The organism is Rhodopseudomonas sp. BAL398 (assembly GCF_033001325.1).
Lineage (GTDB): Bacteria > Pseudomonadota > Alphaproteobacteria > Rhizobiales > Xanthobacteraceae > JARJEH01.
Map to the genome: position 1 here is coordinate 2,500,937 of NZ_CP133111.1, position 16,948 is coordinate 2,517,884.

20 protein-coding genes are annotated in these 16,948 nt (G+C 65.3%); 8 read left to right on the forward strand and 12 right to left on the reverse strand.

The window, feature by feature from the left end:
* Positions 1–62 precede the first annotated feature (62 nt).
* The 3 genes from egtB to RBJ75_RS11955 are packed head-to-tail and all read left to right on the forward strand — an operon-like array spanning position 63 to position 2,997.
* Complete coding sequence (egtB, locus tag RBJ75_RS11945) at positions 63–1,319, forward strand: ergothioneine biosynthesis protein EgtB (protein WP_044410229.1); 1,257 nt, start codon at positions 63–65, stop codon at positions 1,317–1,319.
* A 40-nt stretch (positions 1,320–1,359) separates the two neighbouring features.
* Entirely contained in the window at positions 1,360–2,331 is a 972-nt protein-coding gene (egtD, locus tag RBJ75_RS11950) for an L-histidine N(alpha)-methyltransferase (RefSeq protein WP_044410232.1), read from the forward strand.
* Between the two features lie 45 nt (positions 2,332–2,376).
* Positions 2,377–2,997, forward strand: a complete 621-nt coding sequence (locus RBJ75_RS11955) for an isochorismatase family protein (protein WP_052628905.1) — start codon at positions 2,377–2,379, stop codon at positions 2,995–2,997.
* Between the two features lie 164 nt (positions 2,998–3,161).
* Here RBJ75_RS11955 and RBJ75_RS11960 read toward each other — a convergent pair whose 3' ends face one another.
* From RBJ75_RS11960 to RBJ75_RS11970, 3 genes are all read right to left on the reverse strand, one after another.
* A complete protein-coding gene (locus tag RBJ75_RS11960; RefSeq protein WP_044410235.1) occupies positions 3,162–3,887 on the reverse strand; it encodes a hypothetical protein in 726 nt (241 codons plus the stop codon).
* A gap of 74 nt (positions 3,888–3,961) precedes the next feature.
* Positions 3,962–5,149 (reverse strand): low temperature requirement protein A, encoded by a 1,188-nt coding sequence (locus RBJ75_RS11965; RefSeq protein ID WP_044410238.1) that lies wholly within the window; start codon positions 5,147–5,149, stop codon positions 3,962–3,964.
* Between the two features lie 17 nt (positions 5,150–5,166).
* Complete coding sequence (locus RBJ75_RS11970; protein WP_044410241.1) at positions 5,167–5,403, reverse strand: BolA family protein; 237 nt, start codon at positions 5,401–5,403, stop codon at positions 5,167–5,169.
* 173 nt (positions 5,404–5,576) lie between these two features.
* On the opposite strand from RBJ75_RS11970, the gene RBJ75_RS11975 reads away from it, so the two are divergent.
* Entirely contained in the window at positions 5,577–5,942 is a 366-nt protein-coding gene (locus tag RBJ75_RS11975) for a DUF427 domain-containing protein (RefSeq protein ID WP_044410244.1), read from the forward strand.
* A 108-nt stretch (positions 5,943–6,050) separates the two neighbouring features.
* Positions 6,051–7,241, forward strand: a complete 1,191-nt coding sequence (locus tag RBJ75_RS11980; protein ID WP_044410247.1) for an acyltransferase family protein — start codon at positions 6,051–6,053, stop codon at positions 7,239–7,241.
* Between the two features lie 209 nt (positions 7,242–7,450).
* Here the strand turns inward: RBJ75_RS11980 and purL are convergent, their stop codons facing one another.
* The 3 genes from purL to RBJ75_RS11990 form a co-directional block, all read right to left on the reverse strand.
* Entirely contained in the window at positions 7,451–9,661 is a 2,211-nt protein-coding gene (purL, locus tag RBJ75_RS11985) for a phosphoribosylformylglycinamidine synthase subunit PurL (protein WP_044410250.1), read from the reverse strand.
* A 180-nt stretch (positions 9,662–9,841) separates the two neighbouring features.
* Positions 9,842–9,988 (reverse strand): hypothetical protein, encoded by a 147-nt coding sequence (locus tag RBJ75_RS29490; RefSeq protein ID WP_411194507.1) that lies wholly within the window; start codon positions 9,986–9,988, stop codon positions 9,842–9,844.
* Between the two features lie 24 nt (positions 9,989–10,012).
* Entirely contained in the window at positions 10,013–11,377 is a 1,365-nt protein-coding gene (locus RBJ75_RS11990) for a TrpB-like pyridoxal phosphate-dependent enzyme (RefSeq protein WP_044416134.1), read from the reverse strand.
* Positions 11,378–11,589: 212 nt separating this feature from the next.
* On the opposite strand from RBJ75_RS11990, the gene RBJ75_RS11995 reads away from it, so the two are divergent.
* Positions 11,590–12,033: a PaaI family thioesterase gene (locus tag RBJ75_RS11995; RefSeq protein ID WP_044416138.1), complete on the forward strand. Its 444-nt coding sequence runs from the start codon at positions 11,590–11,592 to the stop codon at positions 12,031–12,033.
* A 27-nt stretch (positions 12,034–12,060) separates the two neighbouring features.
* Here RBJ75_RS11995 and RBJ75_RS12000 read toward each other — a convergent pair whose 3' ends face one another.
* The 5 genes from RBJ75_RS12000 to purC all read right to left on the reverse strand — a co-directional run bounded on the left by RBJ75_RS12000 (position 12,061) and on the right by purC (position 14,719).
* Positions 12,061–12,264 (reverse strand): hypothetical protein, encoded by a 204-nt coding sequence (locus tag RBJ75_RS12000; RefSeq protein ID WP_044416136.1) that lies wholly within the window; start codon positions 12,262–12,264, stop codon positions 12,061–12,063.
* A 246-nt stretch (positions 12,265–12,510) separates the two neighbouring features.
* Positions 12,511–13,212, reverse strand: a complete 702-nt coding sequence (gene purQ, locus RBJ75_RS12005; protein WP_044414534.1) for a phosphoribosylformylglycinamidine synthase subunit PurQ — start codon at positions 13,210–13,212, stop codon at positions 12,511–12,513.
* Entirely contained in the window at positions 13,212–13,463 is a 252-nt protein-coding gene (locus tag RBJ75_RS12010; RefSeq protein WP_044414533.1) for a hypothetical protein, read from the reverse strand. Before RBJ75_RS12010 ends, purQ begins: the two co-directional genes overlap by 1 nt.
* Positions 13,464–13,481: 18 nt before the next feature.
* Entirely contained in the window at positions 13,482–13,724 is a 243-nt protein-coding gene (gene purS, locus RBJ75_RS12015; RefSeq protein WP_044414532.1) for a phosphoribosylformylglycinamidine synthase subunit PurS, read from the reverse strand.
* A 227-nt stretch (positions 13,725–13,951) separates the two neighbouring features.
* Entirely contained in the window at positions 13,952–14,719 is a 768-nt protein-coding gene (gene purC / locus RBJ75_RS12020) for a phosphoribosylaminoimidazolesuccinocarboxamide synthase (protein WP_173427370.1), read from the reverse strand.
* A gap of 308 nt (positions 14,720–15,027) precedes the next feature.
* Here purC and RBJ75_RS12025 point away from each other — a divergent pair, with 308 nt between their 5' ends.
* Complete coding sequence (locus RBJ75_RS12025) at positions 15,028–15,351, forward strand: DUF1476 domain-containing protein (protein ID WP_044414537.1); 324 nt, start codon at positions 15,028–15,030, stop codon at positions 15,349–15,351.
* A gap of 54 nt (positions 15,352–15,405) precedes the next feature.
* On the opposite strand, the gene greA is transcribed toward RBJ75_RS12025, so the two are convergent.
* Positions 15,406–15,888 carry a transcription elongation factor GreA gene (gene greA / locus RBJ75_RS12030; protein ID WP_044414530.1) on the reverse strand — a complete coding sequence of 161 codons (483 nt, stop codon included), beginning with the start codon at positions 15,886–15,888 and terminating at the stop codon, positions 15,406–15,408.
* A 255-nt stretch (positions 15,889–16,143) separates the two neighbouring features.
* Here greA and RBJ75_RS12035 point away from each other — a divergent pair, with 255 nt between their 5' ends.
* A complete protein-coding gene (locus RBJ75_RS12035) occupies positions 16,144–16,848 on the forward strand; it encodes a hypothetical protein (protein ID WP_044414529.1) in 705 nt (234 codons plus the stop codon).
* Positions 16,849–16,948: the final 100 nt, after the last annotated feature.

Consider the following 16,948-nt stretch of genomic DNA (forward strand, 5'->3'; position numbering starts at 1 on the left):
TGGAACTCGTTTTGGAACTCATCTTCAAAGGTGACGTTACATCCCCAAAACCGGAGATCTTCGTGACAACCATTGTATCCGCTGGCGCCCCTTTGGCGGCCCCTCACGCGTCCGCGATCTCCGCCTCGAGCGATCTGGCGCAAGATCTGGCACGGGCCTATCGCGCGGTCCGCGACGAGACCGAACGCCGCGCAGCGCCGCTGTCGCCCGAGGATCAAGTCGTGCAATCGATGCCGGACGCCAGCCCGGCGAAATGGCACCGCGCCCACACCACCTGGTTCTTCGAGCAGTTTCTGCTCGGCCAGTATTGTCCCGATTATGCGGTCTACCATCCGGACTACGCCTATCTGTTCAACTCCTATTACGTCACCGCCGGCCCCCGCCACAGCCGCGCCGCACGCGGGCTGCTGACACGTCCCGGCGCCGCCGAGGTGACCGCCTATCGCCGCCATGTCGATGCTGCGATCTTGCGATTTTTCGGTGAGGCCGAACCGGCCGAGCTGGCCGCCGTGGCGCCGCTGCTCGAAGTCGGGCTCAATCACGAACAGCAGCATCAGGAACTGATGATCACCGACATCCTGCATGCCTTCGCGCAAAATCCAATTCCGCCGGCCTATGATCCGGCGTGGCAATTTCCGCGCGCGACGCGGCAGGGCGACGATTGGGTGACGCTGGCGGAGGGCATCCATTCGATCGGTCATGTCGGCGACGGCTTTCATTTCGACAATGAAGAGCCGGCGCATCGGGCGCTGGTCGGCCCGGTAAAGCTGGCGCGGAACCTGGTCAGCAATGCCGAATGGCTGGACTTCATCGCCGATGGCGGTTACCGCACCGCCACGCTGTGGCTGATGGACGGCTTCGCAACGGTCGAGCGCGAGGGCTGGGAAGCGCCCGGACATTGGCGCGAGGTCGACGGCGAATGGCAGATCATGACGCTCGGCGGTTTGCAGAAGGTCGATCCGGATGCCCCGGTGTGTCACGTCAGTTATTACGAGGCCGATGCCTTCGCGCGCTGGCGCGGTCAGCATCTGCCGACCGAGATGGAATGGGAAGTCGCAGCGCGCGCCGGCCAGCTCAACGATGCCTTCGGCATGGTGTGGCAATGGACTCGCAGCGCCTATGCGGCCTATCCGGGCTATCGCGCCATCGAGGGCGCGCTCGGCGAATACAATGGCAAGTTCATGATCAATCAGCTGGTGCTGCGCGGCTCCTCTTTGGCGACGCCGAAGGATCACAGCCGACTCACCTACCGCAACTTCTTCTATCCGCATCACCGCTGGCAATTCACCGGACTTCGCCTTGCCGATTACGCCGTCTGATTGCTACTGAACCGCGCCGCGGGCGCAGCAGGAGACCCTCATGAATGTTCACGTTGCCGCGCTGGCGAAACAGCACCAGCTCGATGAATCGACTTCGACATTCGCCCATGACGTGATCGAAGGCCTGTCGCGATCCCAGAAGCGCCTATCGCCGAAATATTTCTATGATGCCGCCGGCTCCGAATTGTTCGAGCAGATCACCGTGCAGCCCGAATATTACCCGACCCGCTGCGAGCTCGAGATCCTACGCGATCGCGGCGAAGAGATCGCGGCGCGGATTCCGGCTGACGCGGCGATCGTCGAATTCGGCGCCGGCGCCACCACCAAGGTCCGCACGCTGCTGCAGGCCTGTCACACCCACGCTTATGTGCCGGTGGATATTTCCGGCGACTTCCTCAACGCCCAGGCCGACGAGCTGCGCCGCGATGTCCCGGGCCTCGCCGTCTATCCGGTGACGGCGGATTTCACCACGCCGTTCGAGCTGCCCGAGGCGGTGGTGGCGATGCCGAAGGTCGGGTTCTTTCCCGGCTCGACGCTGGGCAATTTCGAGCCGCACGAGGCCTGCGCCTTCCTGCGCAGCGCGCGGCGGATTCTCGGCGAGGGTTCGGAGCTGCTGATCGGCGTCGATCTGGAGAAGGACGATCGCGTACTGGCCGCCGCCTATAACGACGACGCCGGCGTTACCGCGCAGTTCAACCTCAACGTGCTGGTGCGGATCAACCGCGAGCTCGGCGGCAATTTCGACCTGTCGGCGTTCAAGCACCGCGCGATTTTCAATCGCGAGCTACACCGCATCGAGATGCATCTGATCAGCCGCAAGAGCCAGAGCGTTCGCATCCTCGGCCGCAATTTCTCGTTCCGCATCGGCGAAACCATCCATACCGAAAGCAGCTACAAATACAGCCTCGAGCGCTTCGGCGCGCTGGCGCAGGGTTCGGGCTGGACCCCGCTGCAATGCTGGACCGATTCCGAGGGGATGTTCTCGGTGCACGTCTTGAAGGCCGCGGAATAGGTCGTGGCCGACAAGGCCGCGCACCCTGCCCCGGTGAAAACGCAAATGAACCATCGCCAGGGCAAGTCCGGCCCCCTTCGCATCCGCGCCGATCAGTGCTGTGCCGCGATCATTGATTACCAGGAAGGATTTCTCGACCAGCTCGAACCGCGCAGCCGCGCGCGGCTGGGGCGCAATATGCGCAGCTTCGCGGCTCTGCTCGGCTATTTTCGGATTCCGACGCTCATCACGCTGGAGCGCCCGGTGGACCGCAAGGGCGCCGAGGCAACCGATCTCATGGCAACGCTCGGCGATGCCGCCAAGGTGTTCGAGAAGGATTTCTTCGATCTCACCAAGGAAAAGCCGATTCGCAGCCATCTGCAGCGCTTGAAAAAACCGCAGATCATTGTGGCGGGCTGTGAAACCGATGTCTGCGTGTTGCAGTCCTGCCTTGGCCTGCTCGATCTCGGCTTCGACGTGTTCGCCGTCGACGAATTGCTGTTTTCATCGACCCACCGCACCGACGACGCCGTCGACAGATTGAAACACGCCGGCGTCGTCTTTGTCACCTACAAGACGCTGTTTTTCGAACTGGTCGAGGCCGTCGACGATTCACCGCATATCAACGCCCTGATCGCTAGGCTCGGCGACTTCCCGGATGATCTTCCGGACCAGGCCGAGCACTGAGCGAGCCGAGGCGTAAATGGGGTCGCCGAGGGCGGCACTTGCCGGCGTCATTGCGAGGAGCGAAGCGACGACGCAATCCAGCAACGTCGTGTGAGCAGCCCTGGATTGCGTCGCTTCGCTCGCAATGACGGGCGCTTGAACTTGCCGGCCGGCAGCGCGGGCGATCAGGCGATTTCCGCCGCTGCCCCGCGCGCGAGGCTTCGGTCCCGCGCCTCGGTCGCACATTTTTCAACATGGACCTCGCGGTTGATCACCTGCAGGTTCGGCAGTCCCCAATAGCCGAGCAGCTCCGGCCACGGCGCGTCGCGGTGCTGGCGCCAGACCTGGAATAGCGGGACGCGGTGGTCGACTTCGGCGGTCCGCCACAGCCGTCCACTGCTCTGCCGACAGCGCCGGCTCTGCAGGCGTCGCAGCAGCTTGGCCTCGCCGCTCGGCGCGTTCCAGAATTGCCAGGCGACCACGCAGGCGCTGTGCCAGTTCGCATTCTTGTTGATGTCGCGATCCCACAGATCGACATGCCAGCCGAAGCGATAGACACCCTGGCCGCAGACGCAGCAAAAGCCCGGGCCCTTGGCGTGGGCCGCTTCGCGATAGGGCGCCGGCGGCGAGCGGAATGTGGCCGGCAGGCCCTCGGCGCGATCGTCGGCGAGCCGCCAGCGCCAGCCCTCGGGGGCGCCGCTGCGCCCAGCCAGCGCGCGGGCCAGCCGGTCGGCGCGCAGCGGATGGTCGCGCCAATAGCCGTCGACCGCCAGCCTGGGCGTCGGCGGAATGAAGCGGCAGGCCAGCGCCCGCGCCAGCACGGCGGCGGGAAACGCCGGCGGCAGCGACTTCTCCAGCCGCGCCAGCGCCAACTGATTGGCCCTCGCTCTGTCTTCCTGCCATTTCGACAATCGGCAATCTCCCAGCCCGCGCGGCACGGTGTCATCGGGCCGTTAAGCCTTCGTTAAGGCAAGTGACGCTGACGCTACAGCTCCGGCGCGCGCGCGGCGGCGCCGAGCGAGAGCGCTTCCCAGGCGCCGACCGCCAGCAGGATCGCGGTGGCGAGGCTCGACAGGCCGAGCGGCGACAGCCAATGCGCCAGCGGCGCCAGCGCCAGCAGCGCCACGATGCCGGCCAGATGCGACAACGCCCAGCGGGCGCGCACGCTGTGCTTGAATGCCAGCATGCCGAGCAGGAACAGCAGCGGCCCGCCGATCATGCTCAGCGTCGCCTTGATGTCGGCGTGGCCGGAGGGATGCGCCAGCAGCAATTCGTCGCCGACCGCGCTGACCACGATGCCGGCCACGATCGGCAGATGCAGATAGGTATAGGCGTTGCGCGCCAGCCGGCCGGGATCGGCGGAATGCGAGATCTTGTCCGATCCCAGATGCACCCCGATGTGGAAATAGATCCACCACATCGCGATCGCGCCGCCAAGCGCCACCGCGAAGGCGGCCAGCGTGATCGGTGTCCAGTCGATCTCCGCAAAAGTGGCGCCGGTGACCACCACCGATTCGCCCAGCGCAATGATGATGAACAGCGCGCAGCGTTCGGCCATATGGCCGCCCTCGACGCTCCAGTCGGTGGTCGCCGAGGCGCCGACCGCCGGCACCCAGAACCGCGCCACCGGCCCGCAATATTCGATCAGCAGCGCCAATAGCCACAGCGCCAGCCGCGCCTCGCTTTGCGCCAGGCCGCCGGCGATCCAGAACACACCGCTGACGCTGAGCCAGATCAGGATCCGGACGAAGCCGAGTTTCAGTTTCGGCTCGCTGCGCGGCACCGCCAGGGCGAAAAACGCGGTGCGGCCGACCTGCATCGCGGCAAACGCCCCGGCGAAGGCCAGACCCCGGCTGTCGAACGCCTTGGGGATCGAGGTCGACAGCAACAGGCCGGCGATCATCAGGGCGAACAGCATCAGCCGCACCGCGGTGCGTTCCGGATCGAGCCAATTGGTGATCCAGGAGGTGAAGACCCAGACCCACCACACCGCGAGCATCAGGATCGCGGCCTGCAACACGCCAAGCGGCGTGAAATGCGCCAGCAGGAAATGCGAGATCTGGGTGATGGCAAAGACGAACACCAGGTCGAAGAACAATTCGACATAGGTGACGCGATTATGCTGCTGCGGCTTGCGTTGCCGCAGCAGGCTTGGGCCGGGCGGCGCCGTCACGGCGTTGTCGTCATCGCTCAGGATTCAGGCACCCCGGTCTGCAGCGCCAGCGCGTGCAGCACGCCGCCCATCTGGCCCTTCAGCGACTGATAGACGATCTGGTGCTGCTGCACCCGGGACTTGCCGCGGAACGATTCGGAGATCACGGTCGCGGCATAATGGTCGCCGTCGCCGGCCAGATCGCGGATCGTGACCTGCGCGTCGGGAATCGCGGTCTTGATCATCGCCTCGATATCGTGGGCATCCATCGGCATTCAATTTCTCCCAAACCGCTTGTGTCGGACCCGGCGGACCCTCGGCGATCGCTGCTCAATCCGGCGCGGCCCCGCGCGGCGCCGTTATCCCGATACTATATTGCGGCGCGGGTCTTTCAAAGCCCGCAGAAAGCGCACATCTGCACGGCAATGCACCCACGAGAGGACCGCCCATGAAAAATCCCGGCCCCGACCATCCGATCGCCATCGTGCCGCATCCGAATCGCCTCCGCATCTCGGTCGGCGGCGTGGTGCTCGCCGACACCACCCGCGCCCTGACCCTGCGGGAGGCGAGCTATCCGCCGGTGCACTATATCCCCCGCGACGACGCCAATATGGCGGTGCTGGCGCGCAGCGCCCGCGTCACCCATTGCCCCTATAAGGGCGATGCCAGCTATTACAGCATCGATGCCGGCGGCACCGCCATCGCCGACGCGATCTGGAGCTATGAGCAGCCGTTCCCGGCGATGGCCGAGATCGAAGGCTATCTGGCGTTCTATCCCGACAAGGTTGAAATCGAGGACGTGCCGGCCGATTGACCGTCGAGGTCGCCGAGCGCATGGCAAGATTGAGCTTGCCAAGATTGACCTTGCGGAGTCCGGCGTGCGACTGCAGCATCTCCTGACGACGCCACCGCGGAGGGGCGGATGATCACCACCATTGCACCACCTGCGGCAGCCGCGCTCGCCCCGGCGGCGGTCCTGTCCGCCAAGCGCAATGCGGCGCTCGACCGCACCCGGACGTTTCTCACCGTGCTGGTGCTGATCCACCACGCGGTGATCCCCTATACGTATTTCGGCCATACCGACCCGAAATCCTGGCTCGGCTTCGACTGCGTCGTGCTCGCCACCGACAGTTTCTTCATGGCGATGTTCTTCATGCTGTCGGGGCTGTTCCTGTGGCCGAGCCTCGACCATCGGCCGGTGCCCGGCGCGTTTGCGCGCGACCGGCTGGTGCGGCTGATGCTGCCCTTCGCGATCGCCGCCGTCACCATCATCCCGATCGCCTATTACGCGCTGGCGCTGCGGCAGGCGCCGCAGATGGGCTTTGGCGCGTTCTGGTGGCACATGATCACGGTGGGGCCGTGGCCGAGCGGTCCGCTGTGGTTTCTGTGGGTGCTGTTCCTCTTCAACATCATCGGCGGCCTGCTGTACCGGATCTCGCCGGGCGTGATCGCGCCGATGCGGCTGCTGGCGCAACACGGCTTCACCCATGCCGGCCGGTTCCTGCTGATCGTGTTCGCCATCACCGCGCTGGTCTATGTGCCGATGCGGCTGTATTTCGGCCCCAGCTATTGGTTCGAATACGGGCCATTCTCGGTTCAGGCCAGCCGGGTGATGTTCTACGTGCTGTATTTCTTCATCGGCGTCGGCATCGGCGCCGGCGGGATCGACGGCGGCGTGCTGTGCGTCGATGGACAATTGGCCAAGGGCTGGTGGCGCTGGGCGTTGCTGTCGCTGCTGCCCTATGGGGCGATGTGGACGCTGATCTACATCAAGCGCGAAATCCTCGGCAATCCCGACATGCTGCCGCAATGGTATGAGCTGTGCTACGGCTTCGCCTTCGCGGGTTTCAGCGCCGCCTTCATCTTCGCCATCCTGGCGTTCTTCCTGCGCTTCCGGCGCGGCGGCTGGAGCGTGCTGGATCCGTTGCAGGCCGACGCCTATGGCATCTTCCTGGTGCACTACGCCTTTGCGCTGTGGATGCAATACTGGCTGTTCGACTACGACCTGCCGGCCATCGCCAAGGCCCTGATCGCCTTCGCGGGCGCGCTGGTGCTGAGCTGGGCGACGACGGCGGCGCTGCGGAGGATTCCGGGCGCGCACCGGGTGCTGTAGACTTGTTAGTTCGCTCCGCGCCGCGATACATTTCTGCTGTCATTCCGGGGCGCGAGCCCATTGGGCGAGCGAACCCGGAATCTTGCGGCACGGCCGAGCGCTTCAGCGAGATTCCGGGTTCGCTCACCGCTGGCGCGGTTCGCGCCCCGGAGTGACAGCCGCGTTGTCGTGAGACGCTGCACAGGGACAGCGCCCCAACGAAGCCGCTGTTACGCCTTGCCCGCCATGTAGTCCGGCAGCCAATGCGCGAAGGCGTGGGTCAGGGCCTTGATGTCGACGGCGCGTTCGCCCGCGATGGCGAGCGCCGGGCCGCCGGTGAGCCCGAGCTGCGTACACGGCACCTCGACGGTCTTCAGCTTGGTCAGCACGGCAAGCAGATCGTCTTGCCGCACGGTGACCAGATAGCGCCCCTGATCCTCGCCGAACCACCAGGCCTGCGGCACCGTCGCCGCCGGGGCGGCGTCGAGCGCCGCGCCAATGCCGCCCGCGATCGCCATCTCGGCCAGCGCCACCAACAGGCCGCCGTCGGACAGGTCATGCACGGCGGTCGCGGTGCCGGAATGGATCATGCCGCGCACCACGTCGCCGTGGCGCTTCTCGCAGGCCAGATCGACCGGCGGCGGGGCGCCCTCCTCGCGGCCGCAGATATCGCGCAGATACACCGACTGGCCGAGCCAGCCCTGGGTCTCGCCGATCAGCAGGATCGCCTCGCCCTCGGCCTTGAAGGCCAAAGTCGCCGATTGGGTGAAATCGTCGAGCACGCCGACGCCGCCGATCGAGGGCGTCGGCAGGATGCCGCGTCCATTGGTCTCGTTGTAGAGCGAGACATTGCCGGACACGACCGGGAAGTCGAGCGTGCGGCAGGCCTCGGCGATGCCTTTGAGACAGCCGACGAACTGGCCCATGATCTCGGGCCGTTCCGGATTGCCGAAATTCAGATTGTCGGTGATCGCCATCGGCTTGCCGCCGACCGCGGTGATGTTGCGCCAGGCTTCGGCCACCGCCTGCTTGCCGCCCTCGTAAGGATCGGCCTCGCAATAGCGCGGCGTGACGTCGACGGTCAGCGCCAGGCCCTTGGGGCCGTCCTTGATCCGCAGCACCGCGGCGTCGCCGCCGGGGCGCTGCACGGTGTTGCCGCCGATGACATGGTCATATTGCTCCCAGACCCAGCGCTTGGAGCACAGCTCGGGCGTCGCCAGCAGCTTCTCCAGCGCATCGATGGTGCCGATCGGCGCGGCGATATCGCGGGCGTGCAGCACCGACAGCTTCGGCGTCTCGACATGCGGCCGGTCATAGAGCGGCGCCTCGTCGCCGAGCTCCTTGATCGGCAGGTCGACCTTCACCTCGCCGCCATGCCGAACCACGAAGCGCTTCGACGCCGTGGTGTGGCCGACGATGGCGAAATCCAGCCCCCATTTCCTGAAGATCGCCTCGGCCTGCTTTTCCTTTTCGGGCTTCAGCACCATGAGCATGCGCTCCTGGCTTTCCGACAGCATCATCTCATAGGCGCTCATGCCGGGCTCGCGGGTCGGCACCGCGTCGAGATCGAGATCGACGCCGAGATTGCCCTTGGCGCCCATCTCGACCGCCGAACTGGTGAGGCCGGCCGCGCCCATGTCCTGGATCGCGATCACGCAATCGGCCGCCATGATTTCCAGGCAGGCTTCCAGCAGCAGCTTTTCGGCGAAGGGATCGCCGACCTGCACGGTCGGGCGCTTCTCGTCGGAATCGTCGCCGAATTCCGCCGAGGCCATCGAGGCGCCGTGAATGCCGTCGCGCCCGGTCTTGGAGCCCAGATAGACGATCGGCATGCCGACGCCGGACGCCGCGGCCAGGAAGATCTTGTCGGCGTCGGCGAGGCCGACCGCCATCGCGTTGACCAGGATATTGCCGTCATAGCGGGTGTGGAACCGGGTCTGGCCGCCGACCGTGGGCACGCCGAAGGAATTGCCATAGCCGCCGACCCCGGCGACCACGCCCGACACCAGATGCCGGGTCTTGGGATGCTCAGGCGCGCCGAACGACAGCGCATTGAGGCAGGCGATCGGCCGCGCCCCCATGGTGAAGACGTCGCGCAAAATGCCGCCGACTCCGGTGGTCGCGCCCTGATAGGGCTCGATATAGCTGGGATGGTTGTGGCTCTCCATCTTGAACACGATGGCCTGATTGTCGCCGATATCGATCACGCCGGCGTTCTCGCCCGGCCCCTGCAGCACCCATGGCGCCTTGGTGGGCAGCCCGCGCAGATGCAGCCGGGAGGATTTATACGAGCAATGCTCGTTCCACATCGCCGAAAAGATGCCCAATTCGGTAAAGCTCGGCTCGCGGCCGATCAATTTCAGAATGCGCTGATATTCGTCCGGCTTCAGGCCATGGCTGGCAACCAGTTCCGGGGTGATTTTCGGCTCAATCGAGGGCATATCGGCGCAATCCTGGGTGCGCCGGAGGGCCCGGCGGGTGCCCGTTGTTTAGAAAGATCGGGCAAGCGGGGAAAGCCCTTTTTGCGGGTTTCTGGGGGCGATGCGCCGGGCGCGATGCGGCGCGCAGCGCTGCGCCGGATCGCAAATCCATCCCGTGTCCCGGGCGCGATGCGGCATTCTTCATGCCGCGTCGCAGAACCGGGACCCCGGTTCAGGCGCCAACAACAGCGGGGCCCCGGTCCTGACGCCAACAATACAGCGGGGCCCCGGATCTGCAGCGCACCACGCCGCAAGGGCGGCGCGTTGCGCTGCGTCCGGGGCACGCAAGACAGTGAACCAGAACGTGTCGGTCTAGGCAGCCACCGCCGGCAATCCGGCCAGCGCCATCGCCAGATCCGACTCGTTGTAGTCCTGATCGACCAGCTTGCCCTCGAAGTAATTGATATAGGCCTGCATGTCGAAATGGCCGTGACCCGACAGGTTGAACACGATGGTCTGCCCCTTGCCCTCTTCCTTGCAGCGCAGGGCCTCGTCGATGGCGCAGCGCACCGCGTGGGTGGCTTCCGGCGCCGGCACGATGCCCTCGTTGCGGGCGAACATCACGCCGGCCTCGAAGCACTTGACCTGCTGATAGGCGCGCGCCTCGATCAGGCCGAGTTCATGGGCGTGCGACACCATCGCCCCCATGCCGTGATAGCGCAGCCCGCCGGCGTGGAAGCCCGGCGGCATGAAGGTCGAGCCCAGCGTGTGCATCTTCACCAGCGGCGTCAGATGCGCGGTGTCGCCGAAATCATAGGCGTATTTGCCGCGGGTCAGCGACGGGCACGCCGCCGGCTCTACCGCGATGATGCGCCGCGTGCGGCCGCCGCGCAGCTGCAGCCCCAGATAGGGGAATGCCAGACCGGCGAAATTCGAGCCGCCGCCGGCGCAGGCGATGACGATGTCGGGATCGTCGCCCGCCATCTCGAACTGCTTGATGCATTCCTCGCCGATGATGGTCTGGTGCAGCATCACGTGATTGAGCACCGAGCCGAGCGCGTATTTGATCTCCGGATTCTTCGCCGCGACCTCGACCGCTTCGGAAATCGCGATGCCGAGCGAGCCGGGACTGTCGGGATGCTCGGCCAGAATGGCGCGGCCGGATTCGGTTTCGGTCGATGGCGAGGCGATGCAGCGCGCCCCATAGGTCTCCATCAGCGCGCGGCGATACGGCTTCTGGTCGAACGACACCCGGACCTGAAACACCAGCACGTCGAGCCCGAACAAGGAGCCGGCGAAAGCCAGCGACGAGCCCCACTGCCCGGCGCCGGTCTCGGTCGACAGCTTCTTGATGCCGGCCTGCTGGTTGTACCAGGCCTGCGGCACCGCCGTATTCGGCTTGTGCGAGCCGGCCGGCGAGACGCCTTCATATTTGTAGTAGATCTTGGCCGGGGTATCGAGCGCCTGTTCGAGCCGGCGGGCGCGCACCAGCGGCGACGGCCGCCACATCCGGAATACGTCGCGCACCGGCTTGGGGATGTCGATATAGCGCTCGGTGGCGACCTCCTGGCGGATCAGCTCCATCGGAAACAGCGGCTCGAGATCAGCCGGGGTGATCGGCTGATGGGTGCCGGGATGCAGCACCGCGGGCATCGGCTTGGGAAAATCCGCGTTCAGATTGTACCAGGATTTCGGAATGTGCTGTTCGTCGAGAACGTATTTGATCTGGTCGCTCACTCTTGGTCTCCCTCATTGGCGCCGACCGGGGAAGCCTATACAGCCGCCGCAAAGCTGGGAATTGCGCAGCATCAATCGGGCCGCCGGCCCCGGCCGCGCCAGATGGCATTGCATTGCAGCGATCGATCGGTTTTATGCACGGAGCATTCGACGAAAGGATCAGACGCGTGACCAAGCAAGCCGACATCGCCCGCGCCCATCGCCCCGATCTGATGATCGCGACCGAGGGCGAATTCGCCGGCTGGCGAACCTGGAGCCGCGACACCTTCGAATCCAATAACGGCCCGTTCTGGCATCGGGTCGAGGCCGACGGCAGCGTGCGCTGCGCTTTCCGGGTCGAGAAGAAGCATCTCAACGGCATGCGCAACGTCCATGGCGGCTGCTTCATGACCTTCGCGGATTACTGCCTGTTTGCCTTCGCGGCGCATGAATTGCAGGCGCCCGCGGTGACGGTGGCGTTCGGCTGCGAATTCCTCGACGCCGCCCAGGAGGGCGAGCTGATCGAAGCCACCGGCGAAATCACCCGCGCCGGCGGCTCGCTGATCTTCATCCGCGGCATGCTGAAAAGCGCCGAGCGGCCGCTATTCACCTTCTCCGGGACGATCAAGCGGGTGAAGAAGAAGCTGCCGCCGAGCGAGGTCGGGGATAGTCACTGAGCGCCGACGGCGCCGCTGGGGGCAATGCTAACGAAGGAATAGCCTGAACAGAATTCCAAAGCAGAGCGCCCAGGTAATTCCGTTCATCCACTTCAGCAGATTGAGGTCGCTCTCGATCTTGTTGAAGCGCCCCTCATAGGCGGCCATCGCTTCGGCCGCCTTGCGCGCCTTGTCCTCCGGCGCGCCGGACGCAAGAAAAGCGTCATAGACCTCGGAAATCATCGTCGCCATGGATGCCTCCTCGGGCCAAGATAGTGGCCTGCCCCGATCGCGTCCAGAGGGCCGCGGCATGACAGGCCTAGCCCAAAACTGTCATTCCGGGGCGTGAGCAGCGATAGCTGCGAGCGAACCCGGAATCTTGCCGCAGGCGATAGCCGACCGTCAGCAGGTACGCTGCGCGAGATTCCGGGTTCGCTCGGCCTGCGGCCTCGCGCCCCGGAATGACAGTGAACGTGGACGGCGAAAATAGTAGCCGCGCTACGCCGCGCGTTCCAGATGCTGCACCAGGCCGGCGAACAACCCGCGGCCGTCAGTGCAGCCCATGATGGCTTCGACGTGGTTTTCCGGATGCGGCATCATGCCAAGCACATTGCCGCGGGCATTGACGATGCCGGCGATCGAGGCCGCGGCGCCGTTGATGTTATGCGCCTCGCCGACTTCGCCCTGCGCTGAGCAATAGCGATACAGCACCCGGCCGTCGCCCTCGAGCAGCTTCAGCGTCTCTTCGTCGGCCTCGTAATTGCCTTCGCCATGCGCCACGGGCACGCGGATCACCTGGCCGGCATTGTAGCCGCGGGTGAACGGACTATCGGAGCGTTCGACCCGCAGATGGACGTCACGGCAGATGAATTTCAGCCGCGCATTGCGCATCAACACGCCGGGCAGCAGGCCGGACTCGCACAGGATCTGGAAGCCGTTGCAGACGCCGAGCACCAGTCCCCCGCCTTCGGCGAAGCTGCGCACCGCGTCCATCACCGGCGCCCGCGCGGCGATCGCGCCGCAGCGCAGATAGTCGCCATAGGAGAAGCCGCCGGGCACCACCACGAGGTCGGTGCCTTTCGGCAATTCGGTCTCGGCGTGCCAGACCATCGCGGGCTCGTGGCCGGAGATCAGCGTCAAGGCCCGCGCCATGTCGCGCTCGCGGTTGATGCCGGGGAAGACGAGGATGGCGGATTTCATCAAATGGTTGCTTCGTTGAGTTCGAGGCGCTGCTCGATTCGATCGAGCCGCAGTTCATGGCGGATCAGCGTGGCGTGGATGCCGGCCAGTTCGGTATGGATACCGGTAATTTCCTGGCGTAGGCCGTTCTGGGAAAACCGAAGCCCTTGCATTTCCTGCTTGAGCTCATCGACCTTGCCATCGACCTGCGCAAGCCGTCCCTGAACGGATTTGAGCACTTCATAAATCAACTCATTGCTGACCTCAGCCATGACCCGATCTCCTAAAGCTCAGCCCTGCACCTCGATAGCATAATTCTCGATCACGGTGTTGGCCAAGAGCTTGTCGGCGGCGTTCTTCAACGCCGCTTCGGCCTTGGCCTTGTCGGCGCCGGGGATCTCGATGTCGAACACCTTGCCCTGGCGGACGCTGGCGATGCCGTCGACGCCGAGCGATTTCAGCGCGCCTTCGATCGCCTTGCCCTGCGGGTCGAGGATGCCGTTCTTCAATGTGACTGTGACGCGGGCTTTCATCTGGCGACGTAACCTATGTTTGCTCCCCTGCGGGAGCTGTCTGCAGCTTCGCCTCCCCCTTCGAGACGCGGGCTCCGCCCGCTCCTCAGGATGAGGCTTCGAGACGCGGGCTGGCCCGCATCTCAGGGTGAGGCTCCAAGACGTGGGCTCGCCCGCGCCTCGGTATGGGGTGTCCTCATGGTGAGGAGCGCGCCCGTTGGCGCGCGTCTCGAACCATGAGGGATGCGTTATCCCTTCACCAGCACCGGGCCGGAGCCGGCCGGGCGCTCGTTTTCCATCAGGATGCCGAGCCGCTTGGCGACCTCCGTATAGGCCTCCAGCACGCCGCCGAGATCGCGGCGGAAGCGGTCCTTGTCCAGTTTCTCGTTCGACTTGATGTCCCACAGCCGGCACGAATCCGGCGAGATCTCGTCGGCGACGATGATCCGCATCATGTCGTTTTCGAACAGCCGGCCGCATTCCATCTTGAAGTCGACCAAGCGGATGCCGATGCCGAGAAACAGCCCGGTCAGGAAGTCGTTGACCCGGATCGCCAGCGCCATGATGTCGTCGATTTCCTGCGGCGTGGCCCAGCCGAAGGCGGTGATGTGCTCCTCGGAGACCATCGGATCGTTGAGCTGGTCGTTCTTGTAATAGAACTCGATGATCGAGCGCGGCAGCTGGGTGCCCTCCTCGATCCCGAGCCGCTCCGACAGCGAGCCTGCGGCGACGTTACGCACCACCACCTCAAGCGGCACGATCTCGACCTCGCGAATCAGCTGTTCGCGCATGTTGAGCCGGCGGATGAAGTGGGTCGGTACCCCGATATCGTTCAGATGCTGGAACAGGAATTCCGAAATCCGGTTGTTGAGAACGCCCTTGCCCTCGATCACCTGGTGTTTCTTGGCATTGAACGCGGTCGCGTCGTCCTTGAAGTGCTGAATCAGGGTTCCGGGTTCGGGTCCTTCATAAAGAACCTTCGCCTTGCCTTCGTAAATGCGACGTCGACGGCTCATGGGGATGTACCGTGTGTTGTTGAAATCCATGGGATTGGTGGGCTCCGTCTGGCGATTACGACCCACGGCGGAGCTGCCGTGAAGGCCTGGTACAGGAAACAGAACAAGAACCTTGCCTGAGGGCAACCTAGCTGATTGGGCACTCCAGCACAATCGATCCGGTGTCCAGGCCCCAAGTTTTACCGATCTGCTTGCGGCATCGCGGCAGTTGTCTTGACCGCGCTTGCTGGTTATCTAGGCATTCAAACAACGCAGCGCAAATGGCCAGCCAAATTATGAGCGGCCGCAAAGGGACCGGAGCCGCAATCATGACGACATTCGACAAGCGTGAGGAAGGCTTCGAGAGGAAATTCGCGCTCGACGAAGAGCAGAAATTCAAGGCCGAAGTCCGCCGCAACAAGCTGCTCGGGCTGTGGGTGGCGGAGCAGATCGGGCTGTCGGACGACGCCGCCGCGGCCTATGCCAAGGAAGTGGTGGCCGCCGATTTCGAGGAAGCCGGCGACGCCGATGTGATCCGCAAGGTCACCAAGGACCTCTCCGACAAGGGCGTGACCCTGACCGAGCAGCAGATCCGGGTGAAAATGGACGAATTCTTCGCCCGCGCAGTGATCGAGGTGAAGGCAGGGACCTGACGCCCCGCCGTCACTGCGGCGCCTTCTCCCTAGGCACAATCCCGGCGAACCAGGCTAGGCGATCGCCATGATCTCGAGTTCCTGATCACCGGCGCCGACCACATCCCCCACGGCTTTGCGCAGCAGCAGCCGGGCCACCGGGGAGACGAAGGAAATCGATCCGGCCTTGGGATCGGCCTCGTCCTCGCCGACGATCCGATAGGTCTGCACCCGGCCGTCGCTGCGCCTGAAGGTCACCTTGCTGCCGAACGCGACGCTGTCGGTCGAGGTGGGATCGGGCATCAGCTCGACGCTGCGCAGCCGCGCGGCGAAATAGCGCGCATCGCGCGAGGGGCTGGCTTCCGCCCGGCGCCGTTCATTGACATCCTCGATCGCCGCGGCGGCCTCGCAACCTGCCTGCGCCTGCGCCAATTGCGCCTCCAGCGCCTTCAAACCGGCGGCGGTGACCCAATTGGGGTGCGACGAAATGGGCCGCTCCGGCAGCATCGTCTCCGACGCCGTCTCGGCACTGTCTTCCTTGGTGAAGGCGACGCTCAATCAACAACTCCGGGTTAGATGGGGGATAGCCCGCCAGCATAGCGGGTTCTCCAAGCCGGGCAACGCGACGAAAGCGCGGTCGTTCCCGACAAGCCGCCAATGCCCCGCCCTCCCCCGTCGCGCCCACATCGCATCGTCCGACGGCCGGAGCAGGCGTGACGCCCCCGAACAGCTCCAGCGCCGCGCTGCACTTGCTCATTTCCGGTTTAGGCTTATATTCCTTTGGCGATCGAATCTCGGCCCCTGGGAGTCAGTATGCCCTATCCTCTTGTCCCTTTGTTCGCCCCCCGCATTCGCGTCATCGATTCCTCGGAGCGGCCGATTCTGGCCACGCAGGATGACGGGCCGCCGCCGGTTCCGGGCGGACGCCCGAAGGGCTGCAAGCGGCTGCACACCAATGCCACCGTCGCCACTGTGCGCCGGCTCATCGAACAGACGACGCTGACCTACAAGCAGATCGAGGCCAGGACCGGCGTCAGCGCCGGCACCGTCGGGCGCTGGGCGCGCGAGGGTGGCTGGCCGCGTCACCCCTTCGCGCCGCGCGCCTCCGACACCGTGCCGACCGCCCGCGCCGGCCGCCGGCTGAAGCTGCGGATGCTCGGCACCAGGCTGCACCAGCTCGCCGAGCGCTGCGTCGACGAGCTGTGGCAAAGCCCGAGCGTCGATCTCGACCGGCTGATCGAGGCGATGCAGGTGCTGAAGATGGCGCGGCTGGAAGCCATGGGCAGCCGGCGCCCGCGCCGCTATCGCGCCCTGGCGGCGCGCAGCGGCCAGGACTGGATCGACCGCGACGCCGCGCTCCGCAAGGCGCTGAAGGATATGCGCGCGGGCGGCGTCAATCTCGACCGCATCCCCGCCGCCGCGATGGCCCTGCTGGAAGACGCCCATACGCCGCCGGACTGGGATCACCCGGCGCTGCGGCCGAGAGGGCCAAGCCGGGGACCAAGGCGAAGGCGATAAGGGTAGCGTTCGCACATGAAGGTGCGGTCGCAGCGGGATCACCCTCCCCCTTGTGGGGAGGGTCGCCCGGCGCAGCGCAGCGAAGCCGGGCGGGGTGGGG

Bases quoted from the DNA above. Each gene is read 5' to 3' on its own strand.
- RBJ75_RS12000 (WP_044416136.1), bottom strand. From the start codon at position 12,264: ATGGCGACGATGATTTCCGAGGTCTATGACGCTTTTCTTGCGTCCGGC.
- purQ (WP_044414534.1), bottom strand. From the start codon at position 13,212: ATGAAATCCGCCATCCTCGTCTTCCCCGGCATCAACCGCGAGCGCGAC.
- purS (WP_044414532.1), bottom strand. From the start codon at position 13,724: ATGAAAGCCCGCGTCACAGTCACATTGAAGAACGGCATCCTCGACCCG.
- RBJ75_RS11980 (WP_044410247.1), top strand. From the start codon at position 6,051: ATGATCACCACCATTGCACCACCTGCGGCAGCCGCGCTCGCCCCGGCG.
- purC (WP_173427370.1), bottom strand. From the start codon at position 14,719: ATGAGCCGTCGACGTCGCATTTACGAAGGCAAGGCGAAGGTTCTTTAT.
- RBJ75_RS12035 (WP_044414529.1), top strand. From the start codon at position 16,144: ATGCCCTATCCTCTTGTCCCTTTGTTCGCCCCCCGCATTCGCGTCATC.
- RBJ75_RS12010 (WP_044414533.1), bottom strand. From the start codon at position 13,463: ATGGCTGAGGTCAGCAATGAGTTGATTTATGAAGTGCTCAAATCCGTT.
- RBJ75_RS11995 (WP_044416138.1), top strand. From the start codon at position 11,590: ATGATCGCGACCGAGGGCGAATTCGCCGGCTGGCGAACCTGGAGCCGC.
- RBJ75_RS11955 (WP_052628905.1), top strand. From the start codon at position 2,377: ATGAACCATCGCCAGGGCAAGTCCGGCCCCCTTCGCATCCGCGCCGAT.
- RBJ75_RS11970 (WP_044410241.1), bottom strand. From the start codon at position 5,403: ATGCCGATGGATGCCCACGATATCGAGGCGATGATCAAGACCGCGATT.
- egtD (WP_044410232.1), top strand. From the start codon at position 1,360: ATGAATGTTCACGTTGCCGCGCTGGCGAAACAGCACCAGCTCGATGAA.
- RBJ75_RS12025 (WP_044414537.1), top strand. From the start codon at position 15,028: ATGACGACATTCGACAAGCGTGAGGAAGGCTTCGAGAGGAAATTCGCG.
- RBJ75_RS11975 (WP_044410244.1), top strand. From the start codon at position 5,577: ATGAAAAATCCCGGCCCCGACCATCCGATCGCCATCGTGCCGCATCCG.
- purL (WP_044410250.1), bottom strand. From the start codon at position 9,661: ATGCCCTCGATTGAGCCGAAAATCACCCCGGAACTGGTTGCCAGCCAT.